The organism is Paracidovorax wautersii (assembly GCF_900113035.1).
GTDB classification, from domain to species: Bacteria; Pseudomonadota; Gammaproteobacteria; order Burkholderiales; family Burkholderiaceae_C; genus Paracidovorax; species Paracidovorax wautersii.
This window is the reverse complement of the sequence record NZ_FONX01000004.1, coordinates 13780-37363: the sequence shown is the minus strand read 5'-3', so window position 1 is coordinate 37363 and position 23584 is coordinate 13780. Positions and strand designations below refer to the sequence as shown.

General features: G+C 67.6%; 18 protein-coding genes, 1 tRNA gene and 1 pseudogene. 8 read left to right on the top strand and 12 right to left on the bottom strand.

Features of this window, described 5'->3' with window-relative positions; all coding sequences use genetic code 11:
* Positions 1 to 104: 104 nt before the first annotated feature.
* The 4 genes from BM070_RS07170 (at position 105) to BM070_RS07155 (ending at position 6421) form a co-directional block, all read left to right on the top strand.
* Positions 105 to 1364: an MFS transporter gene (locus BM070_RS07170; protein ID WP_092938985.1), complete on the top strand. Its 1260-nt coding sequence runs from the start codon at positions 105 to 107 to the stop codon at positions 1362 to 1364.
* A 223-nt stretch (positions 1365 to 1587) separates the two neighbouring features.
* Positions 1588 to 3204 (top strand): methyl-accepting chemotaxis protein, encoded by a 1617-nt coding sequence (locus BM070_RS07165; protein ID WP_092938984.1) that lies wholly within the window; start codon positions 1588 to 1590, stop codon positions 3202 to 3204.
* A gap of 206 nt (positions 3205 to 3410) precedes the next feature.
* Positions 3411 to 5105: a DUF1800 domain-containing protein gene (locus BM070_RS07160; protein ID WP_092938983.1), complete on the top strand. Its 1695-nt coding sequence runs from the start codon at positions 3411 to 3413 to the stop codon at positions 5103 to 5105.
* Between the two features lie 44 nt (positions 5106 to 5149).
* Positions 5150 to 6421: a DUF1501 domain-containing protein gene (locus BM070_RS07155; protein ID WP_245785139.1), complete on the top strand. Its 1272-nt coding sequence runs from the start codon at positions 5150 to 5152 to the stop codon at positions 6419 to 6421.
* Between the two features lie 33 nt (positions 6422 to 6454).
* On the opposite strand, the gene BM070_RS07150 is transcribed toward BM070_RS07155, so the two are convergent.
* A complete protein-coding gene (locus tag BM070_RS07150) occupies positions 6455 to 7426 on the bottom strand; it encodes a DHH family phosphoesterase (RefSeq protein ID WP_092938982.1) in 972 nt (323 codons plus the stop codon).
* 149 nt (positions 7427 to 7575) lie between these two features.
* On the opposite strand from BM070_RS07150, the gene BM070_RS07145 reads away from it, so the two are divergent.
* Positions 7576 to 8352 (top strand): DUF4142 domain-containing protein, encoded by a 777-nt coding sequence (locus tag BM070_RS07145; RefSeq protein ID WP_092938981.1) that lies wholly within the window; start codon positions 7576 to 7578, stop codon positions 8350 to 8352.
* 342 nt (positions 8353 to 8694) lie between these two features.
* Positions 8695 to 10104, top strand: a pseudogene (locus BM070_RS07140) (putative bifunctional diguanylate cyclase/phosphodiesterase); the annotation flags it as partial.
* A 133-nt stretch (positions 10105 to 10237) separates the two neighbouring features.
* Here the strand turns inward: BM070_RS07140 and glmM are convergent.
* From glmM to BM070_RS07120, 4 genes are all read right to left on the bottom strand, one after another.
* Positions 10238 to 11572 (bottom strand): phosphoglucosamine mutase, encoded by a 1335-nt coding sequence (gene glmM / locus BM070_RS07135; protein WP_092938980.1) that lies wholly within the window; start codon positions 11570 to 11572, stop codon positions 10238 to 10240.
* A gap of 79 nt (positions 11573 to 11651) precedes the next feature.
* The gene (gene folP, locus BM070_RS07130; RefSeq protein WP_092938979.1) at positions 11652 to 12509 is read right to left on the bottom strand and encodes a dihydropteroate synthase; all 858 of its coding nucleotides are present in this window, start codon (positions 12507 to 12509) and stop codon (positions 11652 to 11654) included.
* Between the two features lie 143 nt (positions 12510 to 12652).
* Positions 12653 to 14572, bottom strand: coding sequence for an ATP-dependent zinc metalloprotease FtsH (gene ftsH / locus BM070_RS07125; protein ID WP_092938978.1), 1920 nt, complete (start codon positions 14570 to 14572; stop codon positions 12653 to 12655).
* Between the two features lie 167 nt (positions 14573 to 14739).
* Positions 14740 to 15396, bottom strand: a complete 657-nt coding sequence (locus BM070_RS07120; RefSeq protein WP_092938977.1) for an RlmE family RNA methyltransferase — start codon at positions 15394 to 15396, stop codon at positions 14740 to 14742.
* 78 nt (positions 15397 to 15474) lie between these two features.
* Between BM070_RS07120 and BM070_RS07115 the strand changes: the two genes are divergently transcribed.
* Together BM070_RS07115 and BM070_RS07110 are read left to right on the top strand one after the other, a co-directional pair.
* Positions 15475 to 15948 carry a YhbY family RNA-binding protein gene (locus tag BM070_RS07115; protein ID WP_092938976.1) on the top strand — a complete coding sequence of 158 codons (474 nt, stop codon included), beginning with the start codon at positions 15475 to 15477 and terminating at the stop codon, positions 15946 to 15948.
* Positions 15948 to 16691: a glycosyltransferase gene (locus BM070_RS07110; protein WP_092938975.1), complete on the top strand. Its 744-nt coding sequence runs from the start codon at positions 15948 to 15950 to the stop codon at positions 16689 to 16691. The genes BM070_RS07115 and BM070_RS07110 overlap by 1 nt, the downstream gene beginning before the upstream one ends.
* Positions 16692 to 16815: 124 nt before the next feature.
* On the opposite strand, the gene BM070_RS07105 is transcribed toward BM070_RS07110, so the two are convergent.
* The 7 genes from BM070_RS07105 to BM070_RS07075 form a co-directional block, all read right to left on the bottom strand.
* Positions 16816 to 17223: a DUF4149 domain-containing protein gene (locus tag BM070_RS07105; protein ID WP_092938974.1), complete on the bottom strand. Its 408-nt coding sequence runs from the start codon at positions 17221 to 17223 to the stop codon at positions 16816 to 16818.
* A gap of 20 nt (positions 17224 to 17243) precedes the next feature.
* A complete protein-coding gene (gene greA, locus BM070_RS07100) occupies positions 17244 to 17720 on the bottom strand; it encodes a transcription elongation factor GreA (RefSeq protein WP_092938973.1) in 477 nt (158 codons plus the stop codon).
* Positions 17721 to 17946: 226 nt separating this feature from the next.
* The gene (gene carB, locus BM070_RS07095; RefSeq protein WP_092938972.1) at positions 17947 to 21192 is read right to left on the bottom strand and encodes a carbamoyl-phosphate synthase large subunit; all 3246 of its coding nucleotides are present in this window, start codon (positions 21190 to 21192) and stop codon (positions 17947 to 17949) included.
* The gene (gene carA, locus BM070_RS07090; protein WP_092938971.1) at positions 21185 to 22369 is read right to left on the bottom strand and encodes a glutamine-hydrolyzing carbamoyl-phosphate synthase small subunit; all 1185 of its coding nucleotides are present in this window, start codon (positions 22367 to 22369) and stop codon (positions 21185 to 21187) included. The genes carB and carA overlap by 8 nt, the downstream gene beginning before the upstream one ends.
* Before the next feature lie 269 nt (positions 22370 to 22638).
* Positions 22639 to 22715 (bottom strand) — tRNA-Pro (locus BM070_RS07085).
* A gap of 27 nt (positions 22716 to 22742) precedes the next feature.
* On the bottom strand, positions 22743 to 23159 hold the full coding sequence (locus tag BM070_RS07080; RefSeq protein WP_092938970.1) for a MerR family transcriptional regulator: 417 nt from the start codon (positions 23157 to 23159) through the stop codon (positions 22743 to 22745).
* A gap of 90 nt (positions 23160 to 23249) precedes the next feature.
* Positions 23250 to 23576 (bottom strand): integration host factor subunit alpha, encoded by a 327-nt coding sequence (locus BM070_RS07075; RefSeq protein ID WP_245785138.1) that lies wholly within the window; start codon positions 23574 to 23576, stop codon positions 23250 to 23252.
* Positions 23577 to 23584 lie beyond the last annotated feature (8 nt).

The window sequence follows — 23584 nt, the reverse complement described above, 5'->3', positions numbered from 1 at the left end:
GTCGGCGCGCTGCGGCCACGGCGGCGTTGCAGGTGCCGCTAGCATTTCCGAACCGCCCTCCGGGCGAGTGCCTCGTTTCCCTTCCCGCCCCCGCCCCCCGCACCATGCCCGCCAACGCTTCAGCCACTCCTTCCGCGGAGCCCCGCGCCGTCTATCGCCAGACCGGTTTCCTGGCCTTCCTGCTGTCGCGCCTCATGGCGGTGTTCGCCACCCAGGTGCAGGCCGTGGTCGTGGCCTGGCAGGTCTATGACCTGACGCGCGAGCCGCTGGCGCTGGCCTTCGTGGGGCTGGCGCAGTTCCTGCCCATGCTCTGCCTGCTGCTGCCGGCGGGCGATCTGATCGACCGCTTCAGCCGCAAGCGCATCCTGGGCGTGAGCTGGTCGGTGGGCGCGCTCTGCAGCGGGCTCTTGTGGTGGCTTTCGGGCCACGGCGCGGCGGGCGTGGCGGGCATCTACGCGGTGCTGGTGCTGTTCGGCTGCTCGCGCGCCTTTTCGGCGCCGACGCTGCAGAGCCTGCTGCCGCAGATCGTGCCGCGCGCCCAGCTGGCCCAGGCCATGGCCGCCAACACCATGCTGATGCGCCTGGCCACCATCGGCGGGCCGCTGCTGGGCGGGCTGCTGTATGCGGCGGGCGGCGGCGCGCTCACCTACCCGATCTGCCTGGCCTGCTTCACGCTGGGTGCCGTGCTGCTGCAGCGGGTGACGGTGGCCTACGCCGCGCCACAGGCCGCAGCGCAGGGCCGCATGGTGCAGCGCTTCGGCGACGGCATCCGCTTCATCCGCTCGCGGCCCATCATCCTGGGCACGATTTCGCTGGACCTCTTCGCCGTGCTGCTGGGCGGCGTGGTGGCGCTGCTGCCCATCTACGCGCACGAGGTACTGCACGTGGGCCCGCAGGGCCTGGGCGCGCTGCGCAGCGCCATGGCGGTGGGCGAGGTAGGAGCGGGCCTGTACCTGAGCATGCGGCCCTTCAACCGCTACGTGGGGCGCACCATGTTCGTCGCGGTGGCGATCTTCGGCGCGGCCAATCTGGTGTTCTCGCTTTCCACCACGTTCTGGATCTCGTGCGCGGCGCTGATGGTGGCCGGCGCGGCGGACATGGTGAGCATCTACATCCGCGGCGCGCTGGTGCAGTTCTCCACGCCCGACGCCATGCGCGGGCGGGTGTCGGCCGTCAACATGCTGTTCGTAGGCTCGTCCAACGAGCTGGGCGAATTCCGCGCTGGCACCAGCGCGGCCTGGCTGGGCGCGGTGCCTGCCGCGGTGCTCGGGGGCCTGTGCACCCTGGGCGTGGTGGGCGTCTGGGCCTGGAAGTTCGCGCCGCTGCGGCGCGTGGACCGCTTCGAGGAAGCCTCGCCGCGCTGAGAACGTGAACACGTTCTGAGATCGTGAACACGTTCTGAGGCCTGGGTTGACGCGCCCGCACTGTTGGCGTATCCGCGCGACACATGCGCGTTCTATCAAGTTAATTTTTGATATTTATCAATTCCATCACCTACACTCGTTTCGCCCGATGCCGTTACATCCTGAAATGGATCAATATACGGCCCACCCCGCTGTTCCCCGAGATGAAAAGAAGAGGCTTTGCATGACGAATGAAATGAAGGTGCGCACGCAGCTCATGGTGGCCTTCGCGACCATGGTGGCACTGATTCTCTTCATGTCGGTATTCGGACTGAGTGCGCTGAACGACGCCACGGAACGCTTCAACGGCTATGTCCACGGCATCAGCGCGCGCACGGCCGTCACGGCGCAGATGCGCTCGGCCATCGACGCGCGCGCCATCGCGGCCCGCAACATCGTGCTGGCCACGTCGCCCGCCGAGGTGCAGGCCGAGAAGACGCGCGGCGAGGAAGCGCACGCCCTGGTCCAGAAGAGCATGGCCAAGCTCAAGCAGCTCATAGCCGAGGCGACCGACACCTCCGACACCGCGCGCACGCTGGTCGCGGAAATGGACCGGATCGAGCAGAGCTACGCGCCCATCGCACTGGGGATCATCGACCTGGCCGCGCGGGGCGAGCGCGATGCGGCCATCATGAAGCTGAACAAGGAATGCCGTCCCCTGCTGGACAAGATGGCCGCGACCACGAACGCATACAGCCAGCTGTCCGCACGCCGGGCGGGCGAGCTGACCGACGAAGCCGCACAGCGGCTGCGGTTCGACCGCGGAGCGCTGATCGCCGCCGCCGTGCTGGCCCTGGTGATCGCCGTCGCGGCGGGCATCGTCATCACGCGCCGGCTCACCAAGGCGCTGGGCGGCGAGCCGGCCGAGCTGCGCCAGATCGCCGAGCAAGTGGCGAGCGGCGACCTCTCGCCCATGCAGCGCCAGGGCGCCATCGCCACCGGCAGCGTGATGGCGTCGCTGGCCCGCATGCATGCCACGCTGGCGGCCATCGTGACCGATGTGCGCTTCGCGTCCGACTCGATCTCCACCGGCTCCAGCGAGATCGCGGCCGGCAACGCCGACCTGAGCCGGCGCACCGAGCTGCAGGCCAGCGCGCTGGAAGAGACGGCCTCGGCCATGGAGCAGCTCAGCGCCACCGTACGCCACAACGCCGACAACGCCCGCGCCGCCAGCCAGCTGGCGACCGGCGCCACCACCGTGGCCGGCCGTGGCGGCCAGATCGTCGAGCAGGTGGTGGACACCATGCAGGAGATCAGCACCAGCTCGCACGAAATCACCGAGATCACCAGCGTGATCGACAGCATCGCCTTCCAGACCAACATCCTGGCGCTGAACGCGGCCGTGGAAGCCGCCCGCGCCGGCGAGCAGGGCCGGGGCTTCGCCGTGGTGGCGGCCGAGGTGCGCACGCTGGCGCAGCGCAGCGCCCAGGCGGCCAAGGAGATCCGCGCGCTCATCACCGGCAGCGTGGCCAAGGTGGACCGCGGCGCGCGCCTGGTGGCCGAAGCGGGCACGACCATGACGGAGATCGTGACCGAGATCCGCCGCGTGAGCGAGATCGTCGGCGAGATCAGCGTGGCGAGCGAAGAGCAGAGCAACGGCGTGGCGCAGGTGGGCCAGGCCGTCGCGCAGATGGACCAGGCCACGCAGCAGAACGCGGCGCTGGTCGAAGAAGGAGCCGCCGCTGCGGCCAGCCTGCGCGACCAGGCGCAGCGGCTCGACCAGTCCGTGTCGGTCTTCCGCATTCCGGGCTCGGCCGGCGGCGCGGGCGCGCTGCCCTTCCAGCCCCTGGCCCTGCAGTGAAGCGTGGCGGGGACGCCACCCGCATACGCTACCAAAACCATAGCGCACAGCCCTTGATCCGCAAGGGCTAACGCCTCTTTACGCACGGGACACGCGGGGAAGGCGGCGATACATCTGTGTCCGCTGGGTAAAACCCGGCGGCGCCTCTTGCAGGCCACCGCGCCGCGGCGCACCATCCGCGCCACAGCCACTTCGCCACCTGCACCATGCCGTCTTCCGTGAACGCCGCCGACCGCGCCGCAATCACCGGGCCCCACCCCGAAGACCCCCCTTTGCACGACGCGCGCACCGCGCCGGCCCTGGGGCGCCGCCAGTGGCTGGCCACCGCCGCCGCGGGCCTGTACGGCGCGGCGGCGCTGCCGCTCGTGCCGCTCGTGCCGCTGGCCTCGGTGCTGGCGCCGCGCCAGGCGCGTGCCGCCGAAGGGCCATCGCCCGAAGCGGCCATGCCCGTGGCGGCGGAACACGTCCGGCTGCTGGACCGCCTGACCTGGGGCGCCAACGCCGCCGCGCTGGGCCAGCTGCAGCGCAGCGGCGTGCAGGCCACCGTGGCCGCGCTGCTGCGCCCCGCGCCACAGGCGCCGCTGCCGCCCGAGGCGCAGGCGCAGATCGACGCCATGGACATCACCCGCGCGCCCATGGAGACCCTGGCCATCGACCTGCAGACGCGCCAGCAGGCCATCAAGAACGAGCCCACCGAAGACGCCCGCAAGGCCGCGCAGGAGGCCTACCAGAAGGACATGCGGGCGCTGCAGCGCCAGGCCGAGCGGCGCTTCGTGCTGCGCGCCGTCTATTCGCCCGCGCAGCTGCAGGAGAAGCTGACCTGGTTCTGGATGAACCACTTCAGCGTCTTCGCGGGCAAGGCCGACATCCGCGCCATGGTGGCCGACTACGAAGACCGCGCCATCCGCCCGCATGCGCTGGGGCGCTTCCGCGACCTGCTGGGCGCCACCGTGCGCCACCCGGCCATGCTGCGCTACCTGGACAACGCGCAGAACGCGGCCAACCGCATCAACGAGAACTACGCCCGCGAGCTGATGGAGCTGCACACGCTGGGCGTGGACGGCGGCTACAGCCAGCACGATGTGCAGGAGATGGCGCGCGTGCTCACCGGCCACGGCGTGTCGCTGCGCCCGCTGAACGAGCCGCCCCCAAAGCTCAAGCCCGAATGGGCGCGCCTCTACGTGCGCCACGGGCTCTATGAATTCAACCCCCAGCGCCACGACTGGAACCCCAAGGAGCTGCTGGGCCAGCCGCTGCAGGGCCAGGGCATGGCCGAGCTGGACGAGGCGCTGGACCGCCTGGCACGCGCCCCGGCCACGGCCCGCTTCGTCACGCGCAAGCTGGCCGCCTACCTGGTGGGCGATGCGCCGCCGCCCGCGCTGCTGCAGGCGCTGGCCGAGCGCTTCCGGCAGACCGACGGCCACATCGGCGCGGTGCTGCAGACGCTGATCGCCAGCGACAGCTTCCAGGCCTCGCTGGGCAAGCGCCTGCGCGACCCCGTGCAATACGTGATGGCCGGCCTGCGGCTGGGCTATTCGGACCGGGTGCTCGCCAACCCCGACCCGGCCCTGGGCTGGCTGCAGCGCCTCGCCGAGCCGCTCTACGGCCGGGCCACGCCCGACGGCTACCCGCTCGATGCCGCGGCCTGGAGCAGTTCCGGCCAGATGGCCGTGCGCTTCGAAGTCGCACGCGCCCTGGGCGGCGCCGGCACCAACGCGCTCTACCGCGCCGAGGGCGCACCGCCGCCGAAGATGCCACCGCCCGCCATCGCCCAGAGCGCCGCCTTCCACGCCCTGGAGCCGTTGCTGGCCCCGGCCACCCGCGTGGCCCTGGCCCGCGCCACATCGCCGGCGGAATGGAACACCTTCCTGCTGTCGGCCCCCGAATTCATGTACGCCTGAGCCACCCCGCTCCCCTGCGGCGCCCGCGCCCGGAAAGGTTCGCCATGCCCTCCTCCCCCCTCTTCCCGCACCAGCCCACATCCACCGGCCACGGCCCCAGCCGCCGGCAGTGCCTGCAGGCGCTCGCCGCCCTGGCCGCGCCCGGCATGGCGATGAAGGCCAGCCTGGCCGCCACGCCGCGCGGCGCGACCGATGCGCGCTTCCTGCTGGTCTTCCTGCGCGGCGGCTACGACTGCGCCAGCCTGCTGGTGCCCGTCGCCAGCGACTACTACTACGAGACGCGGCCCAACATCGCCATCGGCCGGCCGGGCACGGCAGGCGGCGCGCTGCCGCTGACCGCCGACTGGGGCCTGCACCCGGCGCTGGCGGGCTCGCTGCGGCCGCTCTACGACAAGCGGCAGGTGGCCTTCGTGCCGTTCTCGGGCACCGAAGACCTGACGCGCAGCCACTTCGACACGCAGGACAGCATCGAGCTGGGCCAGCCCGTCGCCGCACGGCGCGACTACCGCTCGGGCTTCCTGAACCGGCTGGCGCTGGAGCTGGGCGCGCAGCCGCAATGGCAGGGCCACCTGGCGCCCATGGCCTTCACCGACACCCTGCCCCTGGTGCTGCGCGGCGGCTACGACGTGCCCAACACCGCGCTGGCTGCGGCCGGCGTGGGCAAGCCGGGCATCGACGACCGGCAGGCCGGGCTGATCGCCTCGATGTACCAGGGCACGCCGCTGGCCGGCCCGGTGGCCGAAGGCTTCCAGACGCGGGACGAGGTGGCGCGCACCATGCAGGGCGAGATGGACGCCGCCAGCCGCAACGCGCTGAGCACCAAGGGCTTCGAAGGCACGGCGCGGCGCATGGCGCGCCTCATGCAGTCGCGCTACGACCTGGGCTTCGTCGATGTGGGCGGCTGGGACACGCACGTCGGCCAGGGCAATGCCACGGGCGCATTGGCCAACCGATTCGAGGAACTGGGCCGAGGCCTGGCCGCCTTCGCCGACGAGATGGGGCCGGCCTGGGACCGCACCACGGTGGTCGTCATCAGCGAATTCGGCCGCACCTTCCGCGAGAACGGCAACCGCGGCACCGACCACGGCCACGGCAGCGTGATGTGGGTGCTGGGCGGCGGCATCGCCGGAGGCCGCATCGCGGGCGAGCAGCAGGCGCTCACCGCCACCACGCTGTTCCAGAACCGCGACTACCCCGTGTTGAACGACTACCGCAGCGTGCTGGGCGGCGTGTTCGCGCGCATGTACGGTCTGCGGCCCGCCGCACTGGCGCGGGTGTTTCCGCAGGCAAAGCCGCTGGATCTGCGGCTGGCCTAGCCCGCAGACCGGGGCCGCAAGTCAGGCCGCTCGTCAGGCCGTGAACTGCCCGCTCAGCAGTTCAGGCAGGCGATCGGCCCCCATGCGGAAGCCGCAGGCCTGGGCATGCCCGCCGCCGCCCATGGCCACGGCCAGCACGGAGCAGTCGTAGCCGCGCTGCGAGCGCAGCCCCACCTTGACCTTGCCGTCCTTGCCCACCGTCCACATCAGCGCGAAGGTGCCGCTTTGCGCCGACAGCAATTCGCCCACCAGGCTGTGGAAGGCGCCGGGCGCATTCACCATCAGCCCCGCCTCGCCGTTGAAGACCAGCGGCTGGGCGCCGCCCGCCACGTCCTGCGCGAGGTTGCGGAATTTCTCGTCCATCGCCTGGCCCCGGGCCACGAAGGCAGCGGTCTCTTCCGGCGTGAATGCGGCGAGCTGCTGCCAGCGGGCGAAGTCGAAGGGCTCCATGTCCAGCGCGGCGACGTAGCCGGCCGTCTCGGGGTACTTCCACGCCCAGAGGTCGCGGTCCTCGATGAAGCGCACCAGATCGGGCAGCGGCGCTTCGGGGTGGAAGAAGTCCCAGGCCAGGCGGGCGCCCGAGCGCGTCATGTCGAAATGCACCACGCCGCAGCGGCAGGCGAAGCCCGTCAGCTGCTCGGCCGCGCTCTTGTGGTGGTCCAGCAGCACCAGCTTGGCGGCCTGCTGGTCGATGGCGCCGAGCAGCTCGGGCGCGAAGGCGAAGTCGAGGATATAGACGGCGCGGCCCTGCACGGGCGGGAGGTCGTCCAGCGTCGATGCCTGCCCGTGCGAGAGGCCCACGCATTCGACGGCGCCGCCGTAGTAGTTCCACGCGGCCAGTGCCGCGCCGAAGCCGTCGGCGCAGCGGCCGTGATAGAGCACCAGGGGCGCGGGATCGTTCAGGTCGGGGGCCACCAGCAGCTGGCGCGGCAGCAGCGTGGCGCGCGACGAAGACAGGGTGGCGGAAGCGGACGGGGATGCGGGTGGGGTTGCGGTGATGCTCATGCCCTGGATTGTCGGGCAGCACGGGCACAGGGCGGCGCACGGCGGCTTCGCGGCCCGCTCCTACAGGCACGGCGCCCCAGGCCTTCCAAGGATTGGCGCATGCCTTTTGCCGCCATCCACGGCACGCCCGTGCTCGCAGGAGCGGATGGATGATCCGTTCACCCGATCCCGCTCCGCGCGCCTCCCGCCTTGCGCTGGCCGCCTTCAGGCGCTGCGCAGCGCCGCTGGCTGCGGCGGCCCTGCTTTGGCTGGCGCCGGCCATGGGCGAAGCCCGGAAAGAGCCCGGGCAGCCGCTGGCGGCCCACGACCGGGCGTTTCTGGACAGCGCAGCACGGGCCAGCCACGCCATGGCACAAGCCGCGCAGCTCGCCATGGGCCAGGCCCGGAACCCGCCCGTGCGCGCGTTCGCAACGCAGATGCAGAGCGGGCATCGCAGCCTGATCCAGGAGCTGGGCCGGATCGCGACCGCCAAGAGCCATGCCCTGCCACGCGCACCAAGCGCGGCGCAGCAGGCGCGGATCGAGGCACTGGGCGCGCTGCCTGCGGCGGACTTCGACCTGCGCTACGTCGAGGCCATGGGCGTCGAGGCCCAGGCGGTGGCGCTGGGCACCTACGAGGCGGCATCGCAGGGCTCCGAGGACCGCGACGTGCAGGACTTCGCCCTGAGAACGTGTTTACGATCTCCCAGGGGTCGCGCAGCGGTGTGGGCGGGATGGGATGCAAGGCGCGGTGCGCAGTGGATAGCACGGCTATCCACAAGCGCCGCAACGCCGCAGACCGCCCGCCCACACCGCTGCCCTTCGGGTTGGAGCGAAATCGGGCGATTGGACGCCCCGGCTGCTTGCATGGGCATGAGCCCATGCGGTGCACCCGAAGCATCCACTCATCCCGATTGCGCTCCAACGCGATCCCCTGCGAGATCGTAAACACGTTCTGAGCAACCTCCCCGTGCTGCGCGGCTCGCTGGACATGGCGTATCGGCTGCGGCAGGAGCTGCGCTGAGTACGGCGATTCCACGGGGCAGCAAAGCGCGTGGGGGCGTGAAAGGTCGTACGGCTACAATTTGGTACAGATAGAGCCCTCTGCCATTCCTCCACCACTCACGACAGCTCCCAATGTCCTTCGATCCCGCGCAACCGCTGCCCAGAGAAACTTCTGAAGCAGCGCCCGGTGGAACGAAGGAGCAAAAGAGCTCTGTGGCTGCAGGCCAAGCTCTGAACCCAGCCCCCGGCGAGAGGCTTGGCTCCGCCGAAGAGGCGGCAGAACCCGAGCGCATCGAAGACTTGCGCGCCACCGTGGCCACCCTGCGCAAGGAGATCGAGAACCGCAAGCTCGATCAAGAACGCATCTACTGGCTGGCCCACTACGACGCGCTGACGGGCCTGCCCAACCGCATGCTGATGGCCGAGCGCAGCCAGCAGGCGATACGCCTGGCCCAGCAGAACGGCACGCCGCTGGCGGTGATGTTCATCGACCTGGACCATTTCAAGCACGTCAACGATTCGCTGGGCCACCGCGTGGGCGACGACCTGCTGGTGGAGATCGCCAAGCGCCTGCGCGCCATCGTGCGCGACCGCGACACCGTGGCCCGTCTGGGCGGCGACGAATTCCTGCTCCTGCTGCAGGGCGCCAACGCCCAGGGTGCCACGCGCGTGGCCAGCAAGCTGCAGGAGGCCGGCCGGCAGCCCTACCAGATCGGCCACCACGAGCTGACGATGGCGCCCTCGATGGGCATCGCCCTCTTCCCGCAGGACGGCGAGGACTTCGACACGCTGACGCAGGCGGCCGACACCGCGATGTACCGGGCCAAGGCCGACGGGCGCAACACCTACCGCTTCTTCACGCCCGAGATGCACGCGCAGTCGATGCGCGCGCTGCGCCTGGAGAACGCCCTGCGCCGGGCGCTGGAGCGCAACCAGTTGGAACTGCACTACCAGCCGCAGGTGACCATCGAGACCGGCGCCATCCGCAGCGTGGAGGCGCTGCTGCGCTGGAACCACCCGGACCTGGGCGCCGTGTCACCGGCCGAATTCATCCCCATCGCGGAAGACACCGGCCAGATCCTGCAGATCGGCGAGTGGGTGCTGCGCACGGCCCTGGCGCAGCTGCGCGCCTGGCATGCGCAGGGCCTGACCGAACTGACGGTCGCGGTGAACCTGTCGGCCGTGCAGTTCCGCCAGCCGCAGCTGCCCGAACTGGTGAGCCGCATCCTGGACGAAAGCATCACGCCGGCCAGCCAGCTGGAGCTGGAGCTGACCGAAGGCGTGGCCGTGAACGACCCGCGCTCGGCCATCGTCACCATGGACCAGCTGCATGCGCGCGGCGTGCGCCTGTCGATGGACGACTTCGGCACCGGCTATTCATCGCTGAGCCACCTCAAGCGGTTCCAGATCTACAAGCTGAAGATCGACCAGTCCTTCGTGCGCGACCTGGGGCATGACCCGAACGACCGCGCGATCGTGAGCGCGATCATCCGCATGGCCCAGGCCCTGGGCATGCGCACCACCGCCGAAGGCGTCGAGACGGCCGAACAGCTGGCCTACCTGCGCGAACAGGGCTGCGACGAGGCCCAGGGCTATTTCCTGAGCCGCCCCATGCCCGCCGAGCAGATCACGGCCCTGCTGCGCAAAGGGCTGCGATTGATGCCGGAGCCGGCGGAAGCAATGCAGCAGACGTAGCGAGCCCCAGCCCTCACCCGTCCTCACCGGCAGGCTGAAGGGCTGCGGCAGCGATACCTGCCCGCGCGAACTGCGGCAGGACCTTCGCTACCTCAAGGGAGGCAGCGGGCCGACACGGGCTCGGCCGGGGCTTTCAAGCCGACCGGATCGTATCCGCGAGATATTGCGCGGACCGGTTGGCCAGTTCCTCGTCTGCTGCCTCCACCATCACCCGGACCAGAGGCTCCGTGCCGCTGGCCCGGATCAGCACGCGGCCGGCGTCGCCGAGTTCGGCCTCGACCGCCGTCACGCCCTCGGCCAGCCTGGGGTTGCTCTTCCAGTCCTGGCCCGGCAACAGACGCACGTTGATCAGCACCTGCGGAAAGAGCGTCACGTCGGCCAGCAGCTCGGACAGCGTACGGCCGCTGCGCACGCAGGCCTCCAGCACCTGCAGCGCACTCACCATCCCGTCGCCGGTGGTATGGCGGTCCAGCGCCAACAGATGGCCGGAGCCCTCTCCGCCCAGCATCCAGCCGTGGCGCGCCAGTTCCTCCAGCACGTAGCGGTCGCCGACCTTGGCGCGCACGAACTGCACGCCGCGGGCGCGCAAGGCCACCTCGATGGCCATGTTGGTCATCAAGGTGCCGACGACGCCGGGAACGCTCAGGTTGCGGTCCAGCCGGTCGATGGCCATGAGGTAGAGCAGTTCGTCGCCGTTGTAGAGCCGGCCCTGGCCGTCCACGATCTGCAGGCGGTCCGCATCGCCGTCCAGCGCGATGCCGTAGTGCGCGTGGTTGGCGCGCACCGCGCGCACCAGCGCCTCGGGGTGGGTGGCGCCCACTTCGTGGTTGATGTTCAGCCCGTCGGGCGAGCAGCCGATCGCCAGCACCTCGGCGCCCAACTCATGGAACACCTTGGGCGCGATGTGATAGGCCGCGCCATGGGCCGCATCGACCGCGATGGTCAGCCCGCGCAGGGTGAGGTTTTGCGCGAAGGTGCTCTTGCAGAATTCGATGTAGCGGCCCGCGGCGTCATCCAGGCGGCGCGTCTTGCCCAGCGAAGCCGAATCGGCCCACACGGGCTCCTGCTGCAGCGCCTCTTCCACCGACTGCTCCCAGGCATCCGGAAACTTCGACCCGGAAGCGTTGAAGAACTTGATGCCGTTGTCGGGATAGGCGTTGTGGCTGGCGCTGATGACCACCCCCAGGCTCGCGCGCTGCGTCCGGGTGAGATAGGCCACACCGGGCGTGGGCAGAGGCCCCAGCAGCACCACATCGACACCCGCGGAATTGAAGCCCGACTCCAGCGCGCTTTCGAGCATGTAGCCTGAAATGCGCGTGTCCTTGCCGATCAGCACCGTGGGGCGTGCCTCGGTCTGCCGCAGCACGCGGCCGACCGCATGGGCCAGCCGTAGCACGAAGTCAGGGGTGATGGGCGCCTGGCCCACAGTGCCGCGAATGCCGTCGGTGCCGAAATACTTTCTCGTCATAGCTGTCTTTCTCACACGAAGAAGTTGTTTTTTATTCAGGAATCATCTTGGGCAGCACAAAGCAAACGCCCTCACCCTCTCAGCCTAGCGGACGCGCGGCCTGCCAGACCTTGATCGCCGCCACGGTATCACGCACATCGTGCACCCGGACGATGTGCGCGCCCCTTTCCACCGACAGCAGGGCCGCCGCCACACTGGCCCCCAGGCGCTCGTTCACCGGCAATCCGGTGACGGCTCCCAGCGATGACTTGCGGGACCAGCCCGCCAGCCAGGGATAAGGCGCTGCAAGCAGCTCCTGCTGGCGCGTCAGCAGCGCGAAGTTCTGCTCGACGGTCTTGCCGAAGCCGATGCCCGCATCCAGCACGATACGGGCCTTTTCGACGCCGAGCGCTTGTATTTCCTGCGCAGTGCGCTCCAGAAAAGAGAGCACCTCGGGCACCACGTCATCCCCCTGCATGGGCGTCTGCTGCATGGTCTGGGGATCGCGGTGCATGTGCATCAGGCACACGCCGCACGACGGGTGGCCCGCCACGACCTGGGCTGCGCCCGGCTGCCGCAGCGCCCAGATGTCGTTCACGATGTCGGCGCCCAGATCGAGCACCGCCTGCATGACCTGGGGCTTGTAGGTATCGACGGAGACCGGCACGCCGAGCCGCACGGCCTCCCGCACCACGGGCAGCACGCGGGCGAGCTCTTCGTCCAGCGGCACGGCCGGGCTTCCCGGCCGGGTGGACTCGCCGCCGATGTCGAGGATGTCCGCCCCCTCGGCCAGCAGCTGTTCGCAATGCGCCAGAGCGCTGCCCGACTCGCCCCCATGGCGCCCTCCGTCGGAGAAGGAGTCGGGCGTCACGTTGACGATGCCCATGACCTGCGGGCGCGACAGATCGATATCGAACCGCGCCGTGCGCCAGAAAGAAGAGGCTGGTGAAGAGGCCATCGTTGCGTCGAATTCAGAACGGGGATGGAGGGCGCAAGCACGCTGCTGTATGAAGGCGAGAGCCTGCGGCCTTCGGGAACTGGCCCGGGAAAAGACAACGGGGCCGAAGCCCCGTGTGGTCGATGAAACGGCCCTGGTGCCGATCAGGCAGCCGTCGGAGCCGGATCGGTCGTGACCGCAGGCGTGCCGCCGCCCGGGTTGTCGCCGCCGGAAGACGGCGTGCGCGGCGTCCAGTCCTTGGGCGGCCGTGGCGGGCGGCCGGCCATGATGTCGTCGAGCTGCTCGCTGTCGATGGTTTCCCACTCCAGCATGGCCTTGGCCATGGCGTGCATCTTGTCCTGGTTCTCTTCGATCAGGCGGCGCGCCAGGGCGTACTGCTCGTCGATGATGCGGCGCACCTCACTGTCCACCTTCTCCATGGTCTGTTCGCTCATGTTGGTGGTCTTGGTGACCGAGCGGCCCAGGAAGACTTCGCCTTCGTTCTCCGCATAGACCATCGGCCCCAGGGCTTCGGTCATGCCGTAGCGCGTGACCATGTCGCGGGCGATGGAGGTGGCGCGCTCGAAGTCGTTGCTCGCGCCGGTGGTCATCTGGTTCATGAACACCTCTTCCGCGATACGGCCGCCGAACAGCATGCTGATCTGGTTGAGCATGTACTCGCGGTCGTAGCTGTAGCGGTCCTTCTCGGGCAGGCTCATGGTCACGCCCAGGGCTCGGCCACGCGGGATGATCGTCACCTTGTGGACGGGATCGCACTTGGGCAGCAGCTTGCCGATCAGCGCGTGGCCGGCCTCGTGGTAGGCCGTGTTGCGGCGCTCTTCCTCGGGCATCACCATGCTCTTGCGCTCGGGGCCCATGATGATCTTGTCCTTGGCCTTCTCGAAGTCCTGCATCTCCACGGTGCGGGCGTTGCGGCGCGCGGCCATCAGGGCGGCTTCGTTGCACAGGTTGGCCAGGTCGGCGCCGGACATGCCGGGCGTGCCGCGGGCGATGATGCTCGGGTTCACGTCCTGCCCCACGGGGATCTTGCGCATGTGGACGTTCAGGATCTGCTCGCGGCCACGGATGTCGGGCAGCGTCACATAGACCTGGCGATCGAAACGGCCAGGGCGCAGCAGTGCGGCATCCAGGATGTCGGGGCGGTTGGTGGCAGCCACCACGATCACGCCCAGGTTGGTCTCGAAGCCGTCCATCTCGACCAGCATCTGGTTCAGGGTCTGTTCGCGCTCGTCGTTGCCGCCGCCCAGGCCTGCGCCACGCTGGCGGCCGACCGCGTCGATTTCATCCACGAAGATGATGCAGGGCGCATTCTTCTTCGCGTTCTCGAACATGTCGCGCACACGGGCAGCGCCCACGCCGACGAACATTTCGACGAAGTCGGAGCCGGAGATGCTGAAGAAAGGCACCTTGGCTTCGCCGGCGATGGACTTGGCCAGCAGCGTCTTGCCGGTACCGGGAGGACCCACCAGCAGCAGGCCGCGCGGGATGCGCCCGCCCAGCTTCTGGAACTTCTGCGGGTCCTTCAGGAAGTCCACGACTTCCTTGACCTCTTCCTTGGCTTCGTCGCAGCCCGCCACGTCGGCGAAGGTGACCTGGTTGCTGTTCTCGTCGAGCATGCGGGCCTTGCTCTTGCCGAAGCTGAAGGCACCGCCCTTGCCGCCGCCCTGCATCTGGCGCATGAAGTACACCCACACGCCGATCAGCAGCAGCATCGGGCCCCAGCTAACCAGCAGGGTCATCAGGAGCGAGCCTTCCTCGCGCGGCTTGACGTCGAACTTGACGTTGTTGTTGATCAGATCGCCGACCAGGCCACGGTCGAGATAGGTGGCCGTCGTGCGGATCTTGCGGTCATCGTTGGTGGTGGCGACGATCTCGGTACCGCCCTGCCCCTCCTGGATGGTGGCGCTCTTGATGCGATTGCTGCGCACCTCGTCCAGAAACTCGGAATAACCCACCGTTCCTGCGCCCGCGCCGGTGCGGGTGTCAAATTGTTTGAACACCGTAAACAGCACCATGGCGATGACGAGCCACACTGCGATTTTCGAAAACCACTGATTGTTCAAGCGGAACTCCAGATTGAGAAGGGTTGGACGGCCATGACCATGTCATGGACCATCTCGACGCATTTGCGGCACATTTTAGGCGTTTCAAGCCACGGCCTATACCCGCCCTACCTTGACAAGGGCTATGACCGGCATAGCGTGCGCCTTGGGAGGGGCCTGGGCCTACATCATTTCAAGCCGATGCCCACCAGAAAAGTCTCCGCGGAACGGTCGCGCGACGCCTTGGGCTTGAACGGCTTGACGGTCTTGAAATGCTGCTTGAACAGTTGCACCAACTCAGCATAACCGCTGCCGTGAAAAAGTTTCACGACCAGTGTTCCATCGGGCTTCAGATGGGCCCGGGCGAAGTCCACAGCCAGCTCGATCAGGTGCGATATGCGGGCCGCATCGGCCGATGCGATGCCCGAGAGGTTCGGTGCCATGTCGGACACCACCACATCCACCGGCCGCCCCTGGACGGCCTCCTGCAGCTGTTCCAGCACGGATTCCTCGCGGAAGTCGCCCTGCAGAAAGGTCACGCCCTCGATGGGCTCCATGGGCAGGATGTCCAGCGAGATGATCGTGCCGTTCAGGGTGCCCGCTGCGGCGCCTTCGGGCGACAGCCGGCGCCTGACGTACTGGCTCCACGCCCCCGGCGCAGATCCCAGGTCCACCACGATGTGCCCGGGGCGGATCAGGCCGAGCTGTTCATCGATTTCCTTGAGCTTGTACGCTGCACGCGCGCGGTAGCCGTCCTTCTGTGCCTGTTTGACGTAAGGGTCGTTCACATGGTCGTGCAGCCACGCCTTGTTGACCTTCTTGGGTTTGTTGTTGCTGGCTTTCATCTGTTTTCCGCTGAGTGCAATCGCCTGCCGGGAAAGCCGCTTGCCGGCCCGAACCCGGCGCATTGAGATAATACGTCCATGCCCCTTATTCAATTGACTCCCGCCGAGCGCCGGGAACACCGCGCCGAAGCCCACCACCTGGACCCCGTCGTCCTGATCGGTGGAGACGGCCTGACGCCCGCCGTGCAAAAAGAGATCAACGCTGCGCTCAACGCGCACGGTCTCATCAAGGTGCGCGTCTTCAACGACGACCGCGTCGCGCGCGAGCAGATCTACCAGCAACTGGCCAACGACCTGAACGCCGCGCCGATCCAGCACATCGGCAAGCTGCTGGTACTGTGGCGCCCCATCCCCCCGAAGGAAAAGACCGTCGACGAAGACCGCATGCCCGGCCCGCGCGACGTGAAGGTGCTGAAGTTCAGCAAGCGCGGCGGCCAGCGCCCCGAGGTCAAGCAGCTGCGCGTGCTGGGCAACCAGCGCCTCACCTCGGGCGGCCAGATTAAGCGGGCCAAGCCCAAGCAGAAGTCCGTCAAGAAGCGGCAGGCTGACTGATGCCGGGCGCCGCGGCGCCCGAGCGCCACGTCATCTGCATGAAATGGGGCACGAAGTACGGCCCCGAATACGTCAACCGGCTCTATGCTATGGTGCGCCGCCACCTGAGCGGCGATTTCCAGTTCGTCTGCCTGACCGATGACGCCACGGGCATACGGCCCGAGGTGCGCTGCCTGCCCATTCCGCCGCTCGACCTGCCCCCAGGCATTCCCGAGCGCGGCTGGACCAAGCTCGCCACCTTCAGCGCCGACCTGCACGGCCTGCGCGGCACCGCCCTCTTCCTGGACGTGGACGTGGTCGTCACGGGCAGCCTGGATGGGTTCTTCACCCAGCCGGGCCGCTTCGTCATCATCCACGACTACAAGCGCCCGTGGCGCATCACCGGCAACTCGTCGGTGTACCGCTTCGAGCTGGGCGCCCACCCTGACGTGCTGGAATACTTCCGCGGCCATGTGGAAGAGGTGCGCCAGCGCTTTCGCAACGAGCAGGCCTATCTGTCGGACTTCATGCACCGCCAGGGCCACCTCTCGTACTGGCCCAAGGCCTGGTGCCCGAGCTTCAAGTACCACAGCATTCCGCCCTGGCCCACCAACTACTGGAAACCGCCCGTGGTGCCGGAAGACGCACGCATCGTGATCTTCCATGGGGAATGCAATCCGCCCGACGCGCTGGCAGGCCGGCGCAACCGGCGCTTTCGCCATATCGAGCCGGCCACCTGGGTGGCGGAGCACTGGCGGGAGTGATTGGGTTCACGCCCGAGTCGAGCCGGCAGCCAAGGCATGCCGCTCGACGGCTGGGGGACTGAACTGAACCGACCCGCCCTGCCCGCCTGCTTCGGCAAGGCAGATCGGCGGGTCTATCGGCGATTCAACGCTTGGCGGTGCGCCACAGCACCACGAGCGCGCACACCCACTGCAGGGCATACATCACAGTGCCCATCGAGTGCCAGAGCTTGAGGTTCTGCCGCGCGACTATGCGCGGCGCCACGCCGTACTGCGCGAGCAAGGCCAGCAGCAGCCCGCCGATGATGAAGACCATGGCGGCCTGCGCCCAGGCCTCCTGCGTCTCGGCATGCCTGCGCCGTGAGATGACCAGCAGCAGCACGCCGCAGGCCATGGAGATGAAGGTCTGCGCCTCGAAGAGGCGCGCGGCCATGGCACCCGCTGCAGCGGGGCTGGGCAGGTGCGCGAACAGCATCGGCACCACCATGAATCCGACCGTGGAGAGGCTCCCCCACCACAGCGCGGCAGCCAGAACGGGCAGGCGATCTCGCATGGCGTCGGCGCCTCGGCCTGTCAGCGGTAGCTGACCGCCACGATCTCGTAGTGGCGCACGCCGCCCGGGGCCTGCACTTCGGCGGTATCGCCCTCGTCCTTGCCGATCAGCGCACGGGCGATCGGGCTGGAAACGTTGATCAGGCCCAGCTTCAGGTCGGCCTCGTCCTCACCCACGATCTGGTAGGTGACGGTATCGCCGCTGTCTTCGTCTTCCAGTTCGACCGTGGCGCCGAACACCACCTTGCCGCCTGCATCGAGCTGGCTCGGATCGATTATCTGCGCGGCCGACAGCTTGCCTTCGACCTCCTGGATGCGGCCTTCGATGAAGCCCTGGCGGTCCTTGGCGGCTTCGTATTCGGCGTTTTCGCTCAGGTCGCCCTGTGCGCGCGCTTCGGCGATCGCATTGATCACGGCGGGACGCTCGACGGTCTTCAGGCGGTGCAGCTCTTCCTTCAGCTTCTCTGCGCCGCGCTTGGTAATCGGAATGGTGGCCATGGGTGAATCTCTCCGTTCAACTCTCTTGCCGCGCACCGGGCGCGATCCTTTTTCGGCATGCCGGCATCGCTGCCCAGGGGCTGCTGCGATACCGCCAAAAGCAAACCGCCGCGCGTTGCCGCGCGGCGGTTTCAGTTCGTTCGTGTGCAGATTATGCCGCCGTTTGCAGCAGCCATCCACACCGAAGGCCTGCCGCCGCCATGGGCAGCGCGCAGGCCCTGGGCACTCAGGCCTTCAGCTGGGCGTGCAGTTCCTGCACCGAATACACCTCGAGGTTGTCGAGGTGCTTCATGCCTTCCACGGCCGCTTCCGCGCCGAAGATGGTGGTGAAGGTGGTCACGCGTGCCAGCAGCGAGCTGGTGCGGATCGCGCGCGAATCGGCAATGGCGTTGCGGCGCTCTTCCACCGTGTTGATGACCATGGCGATGTCGCCCATCTTGATCATGTCCACGATGTGCGGGCGGCCTTCCGTCACCTTGTTGACGACCGTCACCGGCACGCCGGCGTCGGCAATAGCCGCTGCCGTGCCCTTGGTGGCGACCAGCTCGAAGCCCATGGCGGCGAGATCGCGGGCGATCGACACGGCGCGGGCCTTGTCGCTGTTCTTCACCGTGAGGAACACCTTGCCAGAAGTCGGCAGGCGCGTGCCCGCACCCAGCTGGCTCTTCACGAAGGCTTCGCCGAAGGTCTTGCCCACGCCCATCACCTCGCCGGTGGACTTCATCTCGGGGCCGAGGATGGTGTCCACGCCGGGGAACTTGACGAAGGGGAACACGGCTTCCTTCACGCTGAAGTAAGGCGGCGTGACTTCTTCGGTGATGCCCTGCGATGCCAGGCTCTGGCCAGCCATGCAGCGCGCAGCCACCTTGGCCAGCTGGATGCCCGTGGCCTTGCTGACGAAGGGCACCGTGCGCGAGGCGCGCGGATTCACTTCGAGCACGTAGATGACGTCTTCGCCGTCCTTTTCCTGGATGGCGAACTGCACGTTCATCAGGCCCACCACGTTCAGGCCTTCGGCCATGGCCGCGGTCTGGCGCTTGAGCTCATCGACCGTGGCCTTGCTCAGGTAATACGGCGGCAGCGAACAGGCGGAGTCGCCCGAGTGCACGCCAGCCTGCTCGATGTGCTCCATCACGCCGCCGATGAACACCTTGCCTTCGGGGTCGCGCAAGCAGTCCACGTCGCACTCGATGGCATCGTTCAGGAAACGGTCCAGCAGCACGGGGGAGTCGTTGCTGACCTTGACGGCTTCGCGCATGTAGCGCTCCAGGTCGCGCTGCTCGTGCACGATCTCCATCGCGCGGCCGCCCAGCACGTAGCTGGGGCGCACCACGAGCGGATAGCCCAGGGCGGCAGCCTTTTCCAGCGCTTCGGGCTCGGTACGGGCCGTGGCGTTGGGCGGCTGACGCAGGCCGAGTTCGTTGAGCAGCTTCTGGAAGCGCTCGCGGTCCTCGGCAGCGTCGATCATGTCGGGGCTGGTGCCGATGATCGGCACGCCTTCGGCTTCCAGGCCCAGCGCCAGCTTCAGCGGGGTCTGGCCGCCGTACTGCACGATCACGCCGACCGGCTTTTCCTTGTCCACGATCTCCAGCACGTCTTCCAGCGTCAACGGCTCGAAGTAGAGGCGGTCGGAGGTGTCGTAGTCGGTGGAGACGGTCTCGGGGTTGCAGTTGACCATGATGGTTTCATAGCCGTCCTCGCGCATGGCGAGCGCGGCATGCACGCAGCAGTAGTCGAACTCGATGCCCTGGCCGATGCGGTTCGGGCCACCGCCCAGCACCATGATCTTCTTCTTGTCCGACGGGTCGGCCTCGCACTCGTCCTCGTAGGTCGAATACATGTAGGCGGTGTCGGTCGCGAATTCGGCGGCGCAGGTGTCCACGCGCTTGTAGACCGGGCGCACGTTCAGCGCGCGGCGCGCTTCGCGCACGGCCTTTTCCTGCGTCTTGAGCAGCTTGGCCAGGCGGCGGTCGGAAAAGCCCTTCTTCTTCAGGCTGCGCAGCGTGTCGGCATCCAGGCACGCCAGTGCGCCGTCGCCATGCTGCTCGGCCAGCTGGTCGAGTTCGAGTTCGATCTTCACGATCTCTTCGATCTGCACCAGGAACCACTTGTCGATCTTGGTGAGGTCATAGACCTCATCGACCGACAGGCCCATGGCGAAGGCATCGCCCACGTACCAGATGCGCTCGGGGCCGGGCTCGCCCAGTTCCTTTTCGAGCAGTTCGCGGTCCTGGGTCTTCTCGTTCATGCCGTCCACGCCCACCTCCAGGCCGCGCAGGGCCTTCTGGAAGGATTCCTGGAAGGTCCGGCCCATGGCCATGACTTCGCCGACCGACTTCATCTGCGTGGTCAGGCGGCTGTCGGCCGTGGGGAACTTCTCGAACGCGAAACGCGGGATCTTGGTGACCACGTAGTCGATCGAGGGTTCGAACGAGGCCGGCGTCGCGCCGCCCGTGATGTCGTTGCGCAGCTCGTCCAGCGTATAGCCCACGGCCAGCTTGGCCGCGACCTTGGCGATCGGGAAACCGGTGGCCTTGGAGGCCAGGGCCGACGACCGCGACACGCGGGGGTTCATCTCGATGACGACCATGCGGCCGTCCTTCGGGTTGATCGAGAACTGCACGTTGGAGCCGCCGGTATCCACGCCGATCTCGCGCAGCACGGCCAGAGAGGCGTTGCGCAGGATCTGGTATTCCTTGTCGGACAGCGTCTGCGCCGGGGCCACGGTGATCGAGTCGCCGGTGTGCACACCCATCGGGTCCAGGTTCTCGATGGAGCAGATGATGATGCAGTTGTCCGCCTTGTCGCGGACCACTTCCATCTCGTACTCCTTCCAGCCGAGCAGCGATTCTTCGATCAGCAGCTCGTTGGTGGGCGAGGCTTCCAGGCCGCGCTTGCAGATGGTCTCGAACTCTTCCGGGTTGTAGGCGATGCCGCCACCCGTGCCGCCCAGCGTGAAGCTGGGGCGGATCACCGTCGGGAAGCCGACGCTCTTTTGCACGGCCCAGGCTTCGTCCATCGAATGGGCGATGCCGGAGCGCGCCGAGCCCAGGCCGATGCGGGTCATCGCGTCCTTGAACTTCAGGCGGTCTTCGGCCTTGTCGATGGCTTCGGGCGTGGCGCCGATCAACTCGACCTTGTACTTGTGCAGCACGCCGTTGCGCCACAGGTCCAGCGCGCAGTTCAGCGCGGTCTGGCCGCCCATGGTGGGCAGGATGGCGTCGGGCCGCTCCTTGGCGATGATCTTCTCGACCGTCTGCCAGGTGATGGGCTCGATGTAGGTGACGTCGGCCGTGGCCGGGTCAGTCATGATCGTCGCAGGGTTGCTGTTGATCAGGATGACCTTGTAGCCTTCTTCGCGCAGGGCCTTGCAGGCCTGCACGCCGGAGTAGTCGAACTCGCAGGCCTGGCCGATGATGATCGGGCCGGCGCCGATGATGAGGATGGATTTGAGGTCTGTACGCTTAGGCATTCTTGGCCTCCGCCTTGTGCTTTTCCATGAGGGCCGTGAAGCGGTCGAACAAATAGCCGATGTCGTGCGGGCCGGGCGAGGCTTCCGGGTGGCCCTGGAAGCAGAACGCCGGGCGGTCGGTGCGGGCCAGGCCCTGCAGCGTGCCGTCGAACAGGCTGATGTGCGTCGCGCGCAGGTTGGCGGGCAGCGTCTTCTCGTCCACGGCGAAGCCGTGGTTCTGGCTGGTGATGCTGACGCGGCCGTTGTCCAGGTCCTTCACCGGATGGTTCGCGCCGTGGTGGCCGAACTTCATCTTGAAGGTCTTGGCGCCCGATGCGAGCGCCAGGATCTGGTGCCCCAGGCAGATGCCGAAGGTGGGGTAGCCGGCATCGACCAGTTCGCGCGTCGCGGCGATGGCGTAGTCGCAGGGCTCCGGGTCGCCAGGGCCGTTGGAGAGGAACACGCCGTCGGGCTGCAGGCGCTTGATCTCCGCGGCGGGCGTCTTGGCCGGCACCACGGTGACCTTGCAGCCGCGCTCGGCCAGCATGCGCAGGATGTTCTTCTTCACGCCGTAGTCGAAGGCGACCACGTGGAAGCGGGGCTTGTCCTGTGTGCCGTAGCCCTCGCCCAGCTGCCATTCGGTCTGCGTCCAGTCATAGGACTGGGCGGCAGAGACCACCTGCGCCAGATCGAGCCCGGCCATGGGCGGCGCCTTCTTGGCCGCGGCCACGGCCTCGTCGATGCGTGCCTGGGAAACGGTTTCACCGGCGGCCAGGCCCACGATGGCGCCGTTCTGCGCGCCCTTGGTACGCAGCAGGCGGGTGAGCTTGCGGGTGTCGATGTTGGCGATCGCCACCGTCTTTTCGCGCACGAGGTACTGCGAGAGCGTTTCGGTGCTGCGGAAGTTGCTGGCGATGAGCGGCAGGTCTTTGATGATGAGCCCTGCGGCATGGACCTTGTCGGCCTCGATGTCCTCTGCGTTGACGCCGTAGCTGCCGATGTGCGGATACGTCAGCGTGACGATCTGCTGGCAATAGCTGGGGTCGGTGAGGATTTCCTGGTAGCCGGTGAGCGAGGTGTTGAACACCACTTCGCCGACGGTGGTGCCGGTGGCACCGATCGAGTTGCCGATAAAGACCGTGCCGTCTGCGAGCGCCAGGATGGCGGGCGGGAAAGATCCCTTGAGAGACAAAAGCACTGGGTTCTCCGGATGGTTACGGGTCGCCCGGGAGCCCACCGGAAGATCACTTCCTGAGGACTGCTGCTTGTTGAGAAATTGCTTTGGGTGCGGCCGGGCGACTTTTTTGCGGGAAAGCCTCCAATTGTAGCCTGAGAGGCGAAGCCCACCAATTTGCCGGAGTCGAGACATCGGGGATTACCCCATATCCCACCACTGCTGGCCACATGCCGATCCGTGGCCGCAAAAGAAAAAAGCCGCAGTCCGAAGACTGCGGCTTTTCTTAGTAATGGTCGGCGTGGCGGGATTCGAACTCGCGACCCCTTGCACCCCATGCAAGTGCGCTACCAGGCTGCGCTACACGCCGACAAGACTCAAATTATATAGTGAATTTTCAGCCCAGGAAAAGAAGTTGGCGAATTTCGTTCAATTCTTTGCGCATGGCCTTCGAATCCAATGCGCAAGGTGCCGAAGGCACCCCCATGGATGCACCGCCGGAAGCCTCGGCCCCCATGGCGCCATCGGCATGCAGGTCGGCGGCGGCATCATGCCCATCGGGGTCATCCTGCAGACGGTTGCGAGCGCCGCTGATGGTGAAGCCCTGATCGTAGAGCAGATCCCGGATGCGCCGGATCATGAGCACTTCATGGTGCTGGTAGTAGCGCCGGTTGCCCCGGCGCTTCATCGGGCGCAGCTGCGTGAACTCCTGCTCCCAATAGCGCAGCACATGGGGCTTGACCCCGCACAGCTCCGCCACCTCGCCGATGGTGAAGTAGCGCTTGGCAGGAATGGAGGGCAGCGTTGTACTCATGGGACTTCGCGAACAGAACCGGTCAGCCGGCGAGCGTACCGCAGGGCTTGCGGGCGTGCCACCCTAAAACCCGGGGGATTCCGCAAGGATTCACGGCGCGGGCGCTGCGCCCTGGATCTGCTCCTTGAGCTTGCTGCTGGCGTGGAAGGTGACGACGCGGCGGGCTTCAATGGGAATCGACTCCCCTGTCCGCGGATTGCGCCCCGGCCGGGGCGCCTTCGTGCGGATCTGGAAATTGCCGAAACCCGACAGCTTCACATCATCGCCCTCGACCAGGCTTTGCGAGATCAGGTCGAAGAACGCATCGACCATGTCCTTGGACTCGCGCTTGTTCAACCCGATGTGGTCGAACAGCAGATCGGCCAGCTGCGCCTTGGTCAGCGCCGGCGTCTCCAGACTCTCCACCGCGAATTCCATCGCGCCTC